The following is a 12,369-nucleotide window of genomic DNA, read 5'->3' on the forward strand; positions in this document are numbered from 1 at the left end:
CGACTCCTTAAAGACTGTTGATCAAAGTGCTGAAGATTTCCTGCGCCGCCTTGATGATCTGCGAGGACGCGGTGTAGTACTGCTGGAACTTCACCAGGTTCCCGGTCTCTTCGTCCAGGTCCACGCCGGACAGCGAGTCGCGGGCGTCCGAGGCGTTTTTCAGGATCGCGCCAGTGGCGGCGCTGTCGAGCTTGCCCTGAGCGGCCTTGGCACCGACGCCTTCGACCAGCTTGCCGTAGGCATCGCTCAGGGAAATACCTTTGCTGTTGCTGTTGGTGTCGACGGTCTTGCCTGTCTGCAGGTCGGCCAGGGCGGTGCCGTTACGGTTGTCCAGGCTGCCGGGCTGGGTAAGCGTGACGTTGATGGCGGCACCTTTGGTCGGTGCGCCGGCGATGCTCATTTCAAAAGCGACCGTGCGTTGTACCGGCGGGGTCGCGCCATCCGTGATCGGGTTGCCATTGGCATCCTTGAGCGGAATGGTCAGGTTCAGGGTGTTGCTTTCGCCGGGCTTGATCGAACCGGTACTGATCTCGTTGCCCTGGGCATCGAGCAACTGATACGGCTGGCTGGTGCCATCGGCGGACGGATCACCGAACACCACCTTGACCGGCGTGGACGTCTTGATGCCATTCTGGATGATGGTGGTGGTGGCGGCGTCGTAGATGTCCAGCTTGGTCGTCAGGGTCGGCTGGCCGCTGGCCGGAATGGTCAGCGTGCCGCTGCCGCCGGGTGCGATGGCAGCGCCCAGCGGCGCGGCGATCGCCAGCCGCTTGGAGTCGGTCATCTCGGTCTTGATGCTGGCCGCCGCGTTGCGGGTCGGGGTCAGCTTGAACGAGTCGCCGGTTGCCGCCGTGCCGTTGACGAATTTCATCGAGAAACCGTCGATTTCCGGCGGCGGATTGGTCGTGGTGCTGAAGCTGCCCATCGACGTGCCGTCAGGCAGGCGCTGCACGGTGTAGTCGGTGCCGCTGGTGAAGGTGACCTTGTAGTCATTGGTGCTCAGCTTGCCGGTGTCCTTGATGGCCACTTCGAAGTTGCCGGACCCGGTGCTGTTGTTCAGCGACGCCACGCTGCGCTGGCTTACCTGCGCGGCGCTGTTGATATTGGAGAACAGGTTGGAGCCAAAATCACCGTTGCGGTCGATGCCCGAGGCCTGGATGGCATTCATCTGGTCGGCAACGACCAGGGCCACGCGCCCCAGCTCGTTCATGGCCGGGTCGAGCACGGTGCTGCGGTAGCGCATCAGGCCGCCGATCTCGCCGCCCGAGAGGACCTGAGTGAGGTCCATGACACTGGAACCACTGTTGAGCTGGATGCCCAGGCGCCCCGGATCGTTCTTGTCCGGCACGGTTTCCAGCTTGTTGACCGTGGTGCCCAGCACCAAGGGCTGGCCGGAGCCCAGGTAGATGTCCAGGCTGCTGCCATTTTCCACGACCTGGGTACCGGTCAGGCTGGAAATCTGCCGAATGACTTCGCCGCGGGTATCGAGCAAGTCGTTGGGTGCGCCACCGCTGTTGGAAACCTCGGCGATTTTCTTGTTCAACTGAGCCACGGTGTTAGCCAGGCTGTTGACCTGCTCGACCATGGTCTTGAGGTTGCCGTTGATGGTCTCGCTCTGTTTGTTCAGCTCGCTGGCGACGGAATTGAACCGGGCGCTCATGGCCTGGGCATCGCTGAGCAGCAACTGGCGGGACGCATCGTCGCCCGGCTTGGCGTTGACGTTCTGCACCGAGGCGAAGAACTTGGTCAGGGCACCATTGAGACCGGTGCCGGTGTCCGACAACAGCGCATCGAGCGGGGAAATCTGCGACTGGTAGGCCGCCGCGTCACTGTTGAGCGAGGTGGTGGTCTTCAACTGCGCTTCGAGATAGGCGTTGTATACCCGCCGCACGTCGGCCAGGGTGGTGCCGGAACCGATGAACACGTTGCCGTATTGATTGGAAGCCTTGGTGCCCTGCACGGTCTGCTGGCGCGAATACCCATCGGTATCGACGTTGGCAATGTTGTTACCCGTGGTTAACAGGGCGAACTGACTGGCCGACAGGCCCGACATCCCTATGTTGAGCAGACTCATGGTTCAATCCTTATAAAATCGTGGTAGCGCTTGCCGAAGCGAAGTTTTGTGGACTCGTCATCTGCCGAGCTATCTGCGAAATCTTGCTGGCGTAGTTCGGGTCGGTGGCGTAACCGGCCTTCTGCAACTCGCGTACAAACTGTTCCGGGTTATCGGCCGACTTCAGCACAGCTTGATAGCGACTGTTGCTTTGCAGCAGATTGACCAGGTCATGGAAGCTGTCGCGGTACGATGCGTAGGAGCGGAACTCGGCGGTTTCCTTGACCATCTCACCGTTGCGGAATTCGCTGGTGATTGCCCGCGCCGAATCGCCCGTCCAGTTCTTGCTGGCCTTGATGCCGAACAGGTTGTGACTGCTGCTGCCATCAGGCTGACGCATGACCGATTTACCCCAACCGGTTTCCAGGGCGGCCTGGGCCACCAGGTAACGCGGATCGACACCGATGCGCTCGGCGGCTTCCTTGGCCATCGGCAACATCGCATTGACGAATTCATCAGCATCGCGGAACGCCTTGCGGGCCGGCGCCAGTGGCGGTTGTGCCACGGCGCGCCCATAAACCTGTACCTGCCCTTTGGCCTCGGAATCCTTGAGCGCGGCCAGCCAGTCACCATTGCCCAATTCGCCGGTGGCCGGCTTGACGGCGGCAACGGCGCGGTCAGGCAGGATGTTCTGTGCGGGCGCCTCGGTCGAGGCCGCAGCCGCAGGCACCAGCCCGGCGAGCAGGCGGTCGGCCAGTTTCGGCGGCAGCGCCAGGCGACGCTGGTTGAGCAATTCCATATCGTTGCGGTGCACGCCCTCGCCTGCACCTTGCGGCGCGTTCACGGCTCGCGAAGCCCACAGCGGGCGCTGGCCATTGGTGCGCGACAAAGGCCCGTCGGTGGGCAGCGTTCCGGCGGCCACCGGCGTTACAACCGGCTTGGTCACCTTGTCCAGCGCCTCTTGCTGCTTGGCGGCGGACAACGTAGCCGCCTCACCTGGCGCCGTCGGTTTGTTCTTCGACATCTGGCGCAGCAGCACGTCGGCCAGGCCGATACCGCCGCCCTCGCGGGACATCGAAACGGCCAGCTGCTGGTCGTACATTTCCTGATACTGCTTGGCTTCGGCAGTATTCATCGGATTGTCCTTGCCCATCGCTTCGGTGGCCGAACGCATGGACTTGAGCATCTCGCCAAGGAACAGCGACTCGAACTCCTGCGCCACCTTGCGCAGGTTGCCGTCGCTGTTCTTGTCGCCGACCTTGAGCTGGTTCAGGCGGTTGAGGTCCGAGTAGGACCCCGAATCGCCGCTGATCAAAGCGCCCTTGCGCATATCCATGGCTCGTTCCTTAAATCACGATCAGGTCGGCTTGCAACGCGCCGGCCTGCTTCAAGGCTTCGAGAATCGCCATCAGGTCGCCCGGTGCCGCGCCGACCTGGTTTACCGCCCGGACGATCTCATCCAGGGTGGTGCCCGGGCCGAACTTGAACATCGGCTTGGCTTCCTGTTCGGCATTGACCCGCGAGCGCGGAACCACGGCGGTCTGGCCGTTGGACAATGGCCCCGGCTGGCTGACGATCGGGTCTTCGGTGATGGTCACGGTCAGGCTGCCGTGGGTCACGGCGGCCGGCGAAACCTTGACGTTCTGGCCGATCACGATGGTGCCGGTGCGCGAATTGATGATGACTTTCGCCACCGCCTGGCCCGGATCGACCTCAAGGTTTTCGAGGATCGACAGGTAGTCGACGCGCTGGCTCGGGTCCAGTGGCGCGGTGACACGAATCGAGCCACCGTCGATGGCCTGGGCCACGCCTGGGCCGAGCATGTCGTTGATCTTGTCGACGATGCGCTTGGCCGTGGTGAAGTCGGAACGGTTGAGGTTCAAGGTCAGGCTGTTGCCCTGATTGAAGCCGCTCGGCACGGCACGTTCAACCGACGCACCGCCGGGAATACGGCCGGCCGACGGAACGTTGACGGTGATCTTCGAACCGTCACGCCCCTCGGCATCGAACCCGCCCACCACCAGGTTGCCCTGGGCGATGGCGTAGACGTTGCCGTCGATACCCTTGAGCGGGGTCAGCAGCAAGGTGCCGCCACGCAGGCTCTTGGAGTTACCGATGGACGAGACAGTGATATCCACTTGCTGGCCGGGCTTGGCGAACGGCGGCAGGTCGGCACTGATCGACACCGCCGCGACGTTCTTCAACTGCACGTTGCCGGAGCCGGCCGGCACCTTGATGCCGAACTGCGACAGCATGTTGTTGAAGGTCTGCAGGGTGAACGGAGTCTGGGTGGTCTGGTCACCGGTACCGTTCAGGCCCACGACCAGGCCGTAACCGATCAACTGGTTGGAACGCACGCCGGAAATGCTGGCGATGTCCTTCAGGCGCTCGGCTTGAGCGGTGAAGGCTGCCGACATCACCAGGGCACCGATCAACAGCTGTTTAAGATTCAACTTGATCACCTAGAAAGGGAACTTCGGGCTGAGGAAGAAACGGTCGAACCAACCTGGCTGACTCGCATCGGCAAAGGCACCAGTGCCCGAATAGGTGATGCGCGCATCGGCCACGCGGGTCGACGGAACAGTGTTGTCGGTGGAGATGTCATCGGCGCGGACCATGCCAGCGATGCGCACCAGTTCGTCACCGGTATTGAGCGTCAGCCACTTCTCGCCGCGCACGGCGATGATGCCGTTGGGCAGTACATCGGCGACGGTCACGGTGATCGAACCGGTCAGGCTGTTGCTCTGGCCAGACTGGCTGTCGCCCTTGGAGGCGCGGTCGGAACCGTAGCCGGCGTTGAGGCTCAGGTCGCCGCCACCGATCGGGTTGTTGGTGGTCAGGCTGGAGCCGAACAACGACGTCAGGCCGACGCTGGTCTGGCTGGTCTTGTCGATCTGCGAGTTGGCGTTCTTGCTGGCCTGGGTCCGCTCGTTCAAGGTGATGGTGATGATGTCACCGACCCGGAAAGCCTTGCGGTCGCTGTACAGGTTCTGTTCGAAGCCAGCCTGGTAGATCGAGCCGTTATTGGCGGCAGCCGGCAACGGCGTGCGTGGCAACACCGGAGCGTAATACGGGTCATTGGGCTTGGGCGTTGGCGCGACACAGCCCGCCAGCGCGGTAACCCCACTCAATGCCAGAACAGATACAAAGCGATTCATGACCCTACCTCTTGGTGTTGCAGGCGACCCTGGGGCCACCCTATCTACCTAATGACGGATTTAGCGACGTATTACAGGTTCTGCGTGACGAACGAGAGCATCTGGTCGGCGGTGGAGATCACCTTGGAGTTCATCTCGTAGGCACGCTGAGTAGTGATCATGTTGACCATTTCCTCGACGGTGCTCACGTTGGAGGTTTCCAGGGTGTTCTGCAGCGTAGTGCCGAAACCGTTCAGGCCCGGGGTGCCGACTTGCGGCGCGCCGCTGGCGGCGGTTTCCAGGAACAGGTTGTTACCCACCGCCTGCAGGCCGGCCGGGTTGATGAAGTCAGCGGTCTGCAGGTTACCGATCACCTGCGCAGCCGGATTGCCCGCGATGGTGATGGACACGGTGCCGTCACGGCCCACGGTGAATGTCTGCGCATCGTTCGGGATGACGATGGCCGGCTCCAGGGCGAAACCGCTGGCGTTGACGATCTGGCCGTTGGAGTCGAGGTGGAAGGTACCGTCACGGGTGTAGGACGTGGTGCCGTCCGGCTGCAGGATCTGGAAGAAACCGCGACCGTCGATGGCCATGTCCAGCGGCTGCTCGGTGGTTTGCAGGCTACCGGCGTTGAAGTTCTTCTGGGTGCCGACAATGCGCACACCGGTACCCACTTGCAGGCCCGACGGCAATTCGCTGTCCTGGGTCGACTGGGCGCCTGGCTGGCGTTTTACCTGATAGAGCAGGTCCTGGAACTCGGCGCGATCACGTTTGAAACCCGTGGTCGAAACGTTCGCCAGGTTGTTGGAAATAGTGGAAAGGTTGGTGTCCTGGGCGGACAGACCTGTTTTGGCAACCCAAAGAGCCGGAAGCATTCGATTCTCCTCATACGCCTGTTTTTCGGCGCAGCGCTGTAATTAATGATTAGATCTGCAAGACCCGAGCCATGGCCTCATCGCCTTCTTTGGCGGTGGTCATCATCTTGACGTGAAGCTCGAACTGCTTGGCCAGGGCCAGCACCGAAGTCATCTCATCCACGGCATTGACGTTGCTCGCCTCCTGGAACCCCGACACCAGCTGCACGTTGCCATCGATGGGCGCCGGCTGGCCGTCCTTGGAACGGATCGAGCCATCCAGGCCCTTGGTCATGGTCTTGAGGTCCGGGTTGACCAGCTTGATGCGGTCCACCTCAGCCATCACCCGTGGGCCTTCACCCATGGCGCGGATGCTGATGGTGCCGTCCTGGCCGATTTCGATTTTCTGCTCTGGCGGCACGGCAATCGGACCGCCGTTGCCCATCACCGGCATGCCGTTGCCGGCGCGCAGCACGCCTAGGGCGTCGACGTTGAGGCTGCCGGTGCGCACGTAGCTTTCGCCACCGTCGGGGTTCTGCACGGCCATCCAGCCCGGCCCGCTGACCGCCACGTCCAGTTCACGGCCGGTTTCAATCAGCGCACCCGGGGTGAAATCGGTAGCAGGCCGTTCGGACATGGCAAACGCCCGCGCCGGAAAGCTGTCGCCGAACACCGGCATCGAACGTGCCTGCTCCAGGTCTTTCTGAAAACCGTTGGTGGAGATGTTCGCCAGGTTGTTGGCATGGGCCCGCTGCGCCAGTGCGTTCTGGCTGGCGCCGGTCATTGCCACATAAAGGTACTTGTCCACTGTCGTTCCTCTGCATGCCGGACGTTTGCCGTCCACTGCTGTGTTGCAGAGCCTTAAGCAATTAGCAGACCAACTTTTTTCTGACGGGCCCGGGCCCGGTAAACAAAGGGCTGGAGAATTGTGGAAGGGATACTGGAGCAAGACCGGAGACGAAAAACCGGCGGTGGCATGCCGGTGGGTGGCAATGCTTGTCCCCGGCTGATGGCCACTGCCGCCATCGCGAGCAAGCTCGCTCCCACATTGGATCTTCAGCGCTCTGCGGGTTGGGGTGCATTTGGAAAACCCAGTGGGAGCGAGCTTGCTCGCGATGAGGCCGGCACAAACACAATAGATAAATAGCTATGACTCGGTTTTACCGACTTCATACTCGCGCAGCTTATTGGCAATAGTCGTATGGGAAACCCCCAACCGCTTGCCCAGTTGCCGGCTGCTGGGGTGTTCGGAGTACAGGCGCTCCAGCACCGCTTTCTCGAAACGCCCGACGATCTCGTCCAGCCCACCCTCCAGGGAAAAGTCGCCAAGGGGTTGGCGCACGCCGTAGTCCGGCAGGCGGATGTGCTCGGCCTTGACCTTTGCGCCGTCGCACAGGGAAACGGCCTGGAACAGCACGTTTTCCAACTGCCGGACGTTGCCCGGCCAATGGTAGTGGCTGAGACGTTCCATCGCCGCCGGGGCAAGCCTTGGCAGCGGACAGCCGATCTGGCGGCTGGCCTGGTCGAGAAAATGCTCCACCAATGGCTCCAGCCCATCGAGGCATTCGCGCAACGGTGGGATATGCAAGGAAAGCACGTTCAAGCGGTGGTACAGATCCTGACGGAATTCCCCTCGGGCGCAGAGTTCGGACAAGTCGACCTGGGTCGCGCAGATCACCCGGACATCCAGGTAGACCTCTTCGTCACTGCCGACGCGACGAAAGCAACCGTCCTGCAAAAAGCGCAGCAACTTCACTTGCAGGCGCGGGCTCATTTCCCCAACGCCGTCGAGGAACAGCGTGCCTCCCGCAGTCAGCTCCAACAGGCCGAGCTTGCCTTCGGCCCGGGCGCCTTCAAAGGCACCGGGGCCGTAGCCGAACAACTCGGTCTCGGCCATGGACTCCGGCAGCCCGGCGCAGTTGAGCGCCATCAGCGGTGACTGCCCGCGCGGACTGGCCAGGTGACAGGCGCGGGCCAGCAGTTCCTTGCCGGTACCGGTTTCGCCTTCTATCAACAGCGGCGCGTCCAGCGGGGCCATGCGCCGCGCCTCGCGAACCACTGCCGCCATCACTTTCGAACTCTGGAAAATACTGTCGAAGCCGCGCAGCTCCTGCTTGCGCACATTGTAGATACGCTCGCCGACCCGGTCGGCGCGGTGCAGGGTCAGTACCGCACCGGCCATGGCTTCGCTGTCGTCGTGCTCCGATTGCAGCGGGGCGATGTCGGCCAGGAACACATCGCCCTTGACCTTGACCCGCAGCCCGTTGATACGCGACTGGTTGGCGCGCACCAGCTCCGGCAAGTCGAAGTCCTCGGCGTAGCGGGACAGCGGGATGCCGGGCACTTCGTCGACCCGCACCCCGAGCAACTGCGCCGCCGCCCGGTTGGCCGCGACAATAGAGCCGCCCATGTCGATGGACAGCACCGGAAACTCGAGGGCGCCGAGCAAGGCGTTGAGCTCCATGTGCCGACGCTCGCTGGGCATCAGCCCTACCCGCTTGACGCCGAATACCCCGGCGATCCCTTCGAACTTGGGACGCAACGCCTGAAACTGGATATTGATCAGGTTCGGACAGTGCAGGTAGATCGCATTGCCGTGCTCGCCCCCCACTTCGCCACGGGCGACGTTGATGCCGTATTCCACCAGCAGGTTGAGGATGTCCCGCAGGATGCCGATGCGATTCTGGCAGTGGACTTTGATGCGCATAAAAGGGCCCAGGTGCATATGAGTAGAAAAGCGCGCCATTCCAGCCCCTCTGTGGCGAGGGAGCTTGCTCCCGCTGGGCTGCGCAGCAGACCCAAAACAGGGGCCGCTTCGCGCCCCAGCGGGAGCAAGCTCCCTCGCCACAAGTTTTTTCGGCGCAACAGCGCAAATAGTCGTCAAGATTATGTGACAGTTGTAGGAGCTTTTATAGCCTGATATCCCTTCAAAGCGGCGATACCCGCCAATACGTAACGAAAAGTTTACAAAATTGCCGCAGATAAGCCCTTCAATCTTGAATCGACCTGCTGCACCCGCTCCTGCTTCGAGTTATCTCTAATCCATCGCTGGACATAACAAAAAACAAGTCTTCCCTTGAGGGATAACAGCAGGAGAGCAGCATGAAGCAGACGCAATACGTGGCCCGCGAGCCCGATGCGCAAGGTTTTATCGACTACCCCGCCGAAGAACACGCGGTGTGGAACACGCTGATCACCCGCCAGCTGAAAGTCATTGAAGGCCGTGCGTGCCAGGAATACCTGGACGGCATCGACAAGCTTGGCCTGCCCCACGACCGCATTCCACAACTGGGGGAAATCAACAAGGTGCTCGGCGAAACCACGGGCTGGCAAGTCGCCCGGGTACCGGCGCTGATTCCGTTCCAGACGTTCTTCGAACTGCTCGCCAGCAAACAGTTTCCGGTCGCGACGTTTATTCGTACCCGTGAAGAACTCGATTACCTGCAAGAGCCGGATATTTTCCACGAGATCTTCGGCCACTGTCCGCTGCTGACCAACCCGTGGTTCGCTGAATTTACCCACACCTACGGCAAACTTGGCCTACAGGCTTCCAAGGAAGAACGCGTTTACCTGGCGCGCCTCTATTGGATGACCATCGAGTTCGGCCTGGTGGACACCCCGCACGGTCGGCGCATCTACGGCGGCGGCATCCTGTCGTCCCCCAAGGAAACCGTTTATTGCCTGTCGGACGAGCCGGAGCATCAAGCCTTCGACCCGCTGGAGGCCATGCGCACGCCGTATCGCATCGACATCCTGCAGCCGGTGTATTTCGTCCTGCCCGAGCTCAAGCGCCTGTTCGACCTGGCCCACGAGGACATCATGGGCATGGTCGGGCGCGGCCGGGAACTGGGCCTGCACGCGCCGAAATTTCCACCGAAAGCGGCGTGAACCGCTACTTTTGCTTTCAATTGAGTCTGTTGCGCCACGCGGCTTTGCTTTAGCGTGGGCGCATCGACGTTTTCCAAATATTCGATCCGGGAACACACCATGAACACTCTGAACCAAGCCCATTGCGAAGCCTGCCGCGCCGATGCCCCGCAAGTCAGCGACGAAGAACTGCCGATCCTGATCAAGCAGATCCCCGACTGGAACATCGAAGTGCGCGACGGCGTGATGCAGCTGGAAAAGGTTTTCCTGTTCAAGAATTTCAAGCATGCCCTGGCGTTCACCAACGCGGTCGGCGAAATCTCCGAGGCTGAAGGGCATCACCCCGGCCTGCTCACCGAGTGGGGCAAAGTCACCGTGACCTGGTGGAGCCACTCCATCAAGGGTCTGCACCGCAACGACTTCATCATGGCCGCCCGTACCGACGACGTCGCCAAGACCGCCGAGGGCCGCAAGTAATGCATTTCGATGCCATCGGCCGCGTGCCCGGCGACCCGATCCTCGGCCTGATGGAGGCCTACGGGGCGGACAGCAATCCTGGCAAGTTCGACCTGGGCGTGGGTGTCTACAAGGATGCCCAGGGCCTGACGCCGATTCTCCAGTCAGTGAAACAGGCCGAACAGCAACTGGTAGACCGTCAGTTCACCAAGACTTACATCGGTGGCCATGGTGACGCCGCGTTCGGCCGGTTGATCAATGAACTGGTGCTCGGAGCAGACTCGCCGCTGCTCGCCGATAAACGCGCCGGCGCCACCCAGACGCCGGGCGGTACCGGCGCCCTGCGCTTGAGCGCCGACTTCATCGCCCAGTGCCTGCCGGGCCGTGGCGTCTGGCTGAGCAACCCGACCTGGCCGATCCACGAGACCATTTTCGCCGCCGCCGGCGTCAAGGCCAGCCACTACCCCTACGTCGGTGCCGACAACCGCCTGGATTTCGAGGCAATGCTGGCAACCCTGAGCCAGGTGCCAAAGGGTGACGTGGTACTGCTGCACGCCTGTTGCCACAACCCCACCGGTTTCGACCTGACCCATGAGCAATGGCGCCAGGTGCTCGACGTAATGCGCAGCCGCGACCTGCTGCCGCTGATCGACTTCGCCTACCAGGGCTTTGGCGACGGGCTGGAGCAGGACGCCTGGGCTGTGCGGTTGTTCGCCGAAGCGCTGCCCGAAGTACTGATCACCAGCTCATGCTCGAAGAACTTCGGTCTTTATCGCGACCGCACCGGTGCGCTGATCGTCTGCGCGCGCGATGGGGAGAAACTGATCGACATCCGCAGTCAACTGGCGAACATCGCTCGCAACTTGTGGTCGACGCCACCGGACCATGGTGCGGCGGTGGTTGCGACGATCCTTGGCGATCCGCAGTTGAAAGGCCTGTGGGCCGACGAAGTGGAAGCCATGCGCCTGCGCATCGCGCAGTTGCGCAGCGGCCTGCTGGAAGCGCTCGAACCCCACGGTCTGCGCGAACGCTTCGCCCATATGGGGGTGCAACGCGGTATGTTTTCCTACACCGGACTCTCGCCGGAACAGGTCGGGCAACTGCGCGAGCGCCATAGCGTCTACATGGTCGGCACCGGCCGGGCCAACGTGGCCGGCATCGACGCGACGCGCCTGGATGCGCTGGCGCTGGCGATTGCGGATGTTTGCAAGTAAGCAACGTCTGTGGCTAGACATCCGTTGTGGCGAGGGGATTTATCCCCGCTGGGTTGCGTAGCAGCCCCAAGATTTTGTATCGAGCCACTTGATATCCCGAGGCGTCAGCTTTAAGGGCTGCTTCGCAGCCCAACGGGGATAAATCCCCTCGCCACAGATAAATTCCCTCCGCCAAGGGCCAGGCTGGTTTTCTAGGCGCCGGTCCATTCCTGAACAAACGGCCCGATATCTTCCTGCGGCGCCGCGCGCGCCTCTTTCTGCGGTGTACCCAGGTAAAGGAAGCCGATAACCTCCTCCCCTTCTTCCAAGCCCAGCCCCCGCGCGACGTGGGGCGAATAGGCCAATTCCCCGGTACGCCACACCCCGCCAACGCCCTGGGCATAAGCGGCCAGCAAAATCCCATGGGCCGCGCAGCCGGCTGCCAGCAATTGCTCAGGCTTGGGAATCTTGAAATGGTCCTGCAATCGCGCGATCACCACCACGACCAAGGGCGCGCGCAATGGGCCGTTGAGGGCCTTCTCCACCACGGCTTCCGGCACCAGCGGATCATTGAAGCGTGCCGCCTCGGCCAGCAGCTCACCCATGCGGTGACGTGCTTCGCCTTCGACGGTCAGGAAACGCCACGGGCGCAGTTGGCCATGATCCGGCGCACGCATCGCTGCGGCGAACATGACCTGGCGTTGTTCGGGCGTGGGCGCAGGGTCCACCAGACGCGGAACGGAAACACGGTTGAGCAAAGCGTCGAGAGCCTGCATCGGCGACCTCCTGGAAAAATGTTCGGCTAT

The 12,369-nt window shown here is 62.1% G+C and carries 11 protein-coding genes; 3 read left to right on the forward strand and 8 right to left on the reverse strand.

Going from position 1 to position 12,369, the window contains the following annotated elements; all coding sequences use genetic code 11:
* Window positions 1–7: 7 nt before the first annotated feature.
* The 7 genes from flgK to J3P86_RS18975 form a co-directional block, all read right to left on the reverse strand.
* Window positions 8–2,074: a flagellar hook-associated protein FlgK gene (flgK, locus tag J3P86_RS18945; RefSeq protein ID WP_434698630.1), complete on the reverse strand. Its 2,067-nt coding sequence runs from the start codon at window positions 2,072–2,074 to the stop codon at window positions 8–10.
* Between the two features lie 10 nt (window positions 2,075–2,084).
* Window positions 2,085–3,389: a flagellar assembly peptidoglycan hydrolase FlgJ gene (gene flgJ, locus J3P86_RS18950; protein WP_434629186.1), complete on the reverse strand. Its 1,305-nt coding sequence runs from the start codon at window positions 3,387–3,389 to the stop codon at window positions 2,085–2,087.
* Between the two features lie 10 nt (window positions 3,390–3,399).
* Entirely contained in the window at window positions 3,400–4,470 is a 1,071-nt protein-coding gene (locus J3P86_RS18955; protein WP_434574135.1) for a flagellar basal body P-ring protein FlgI, read from the reverse strand.
* A gap of 45 nt (window positions 4,471–4,515) precedes the next feature.
* A complete protein-coding gene (gene flgH, locus J3P86_RS18960) occupies window positions 4,516–5,211 on the reverse strand; it encodes a flagellar basal body L-ring protein FlgH (RefSeq protein WP_434656453.1) in 696 nt (231 codons plus the stop codon).
* A 71-nt stretch (window positions 5,212–5,282) separates the two neighbouring features.
* Complete coding sequence (gene flgG / locus J3P86_RS18965; RefSeq protein ID WP_434572605.1) at window positions 5,283–6,068, reverse strand: flagellar basal-body rod protein FlgG; 786 nt, start codon at window positions 6,066–6,068, stop codon at window positions 5,283–5,285.
* Window positions 6,069–6,117: 49 nt separating this feature from the next.
* The gene (locus tag J3P86_RS18970; RefSeq protein ID WP_305499560.1) at window positions 6,118–6,855 is read right to left on the reverse strand and encodes a flagellar basal body rod protein FlgF; all 738 of its coding nucleotides are present in this window, start codon (window positions 6,853–6,855) and stop codon (window positions 6,118–6,120) included.
* A gap of 339 nt (window positions 6,856–7,194) precedes the next feature.
* Window positions 7,195–8,754 carry a sigma-54-dependent transcriptional regulator gene (locus tag J3P86_RS18975; RefSeq protein ID WP_434629182.1) on the reverse strand — a complete coding sequence of 520 codons (1,560 nt, stop codon included), beginning with the start codon at window positions 8,752–8,754 and terminating at the stop codon, window positions 7,195–7,197.
* Window positions 8,755–9,149: 395 nt separating this feature from the next.
* Between J3P86_RS18975 and phhA the strand changes: the two genes are divergently transcribed.
* From phhA to J3P86_RS18990, 3 genes are all read left to right on the forward strand, one after another.
* Entirely contained in the window at window positions 9,150–9,935 is a 786-nt protein-coding gene (gene phhA, locus J3P86_RS18980) for a phenylalanine 4-monooxygenase (protein ID WP_434629180.1), read from the forward strand.
* Between the two features lie 99 nt (window positions 9,936–10,034).
* Window positions 10,035–10,391, forward strand: a complete 357-nt coding sequence (locus J3P86_RS18985) for a 4a-hydroxytetrahydrobiopterin dehydratase (RefSeq protein ID WP_055101412.1) — start codon at window positions 10,035–10,037, stop codon at window positions 10,389–10,391.
* Window positions 10,391–11,584: an amino acid aminotransferase gene (locus tag J3P86_RS18990; RefSeq protein WP_434698631.1), complete on the forward strand. Its 1,194-nt coding sequence runs from the start codon at window positions 10,391–10,393 to the stop codon at window positions 11,582–11,584. Before J3P86_RS18985 ends, J3P86_RS18990 begins: the two co-directional genes overlap by 1 nt.
* Window positions 11,585–11,775: 191 nt before the next feature.
* Here J3P86_RS18990 and J3P86_RS18995 read toward each other — a convergent pair whose 3' ends face one another.
* Window positions 11,776–12,339 (reverse strand): NAD(P)H nitroreductase, encoded by a 564-nt coding sequence (locus J3P86_RS18995; RefSeq protein ID WP_434698632.1) that lies wholly within the window; start codon window positions 12,337–12,339, stop codon window positions 11,776–11,778.
* Between the last annotated feature and the right edge of the window lie 30 nt (window positions 12,340–12,369).

Source organism: Pseudomonas sp. D1-1 (assembly GCF_051132225.1).
Classification (GTDB): Bacteria; Pseudomonadota; Gammaproteobacteria; order Pseudomonadales; family Pseudomonadaceae; genus Aquipseudomonas.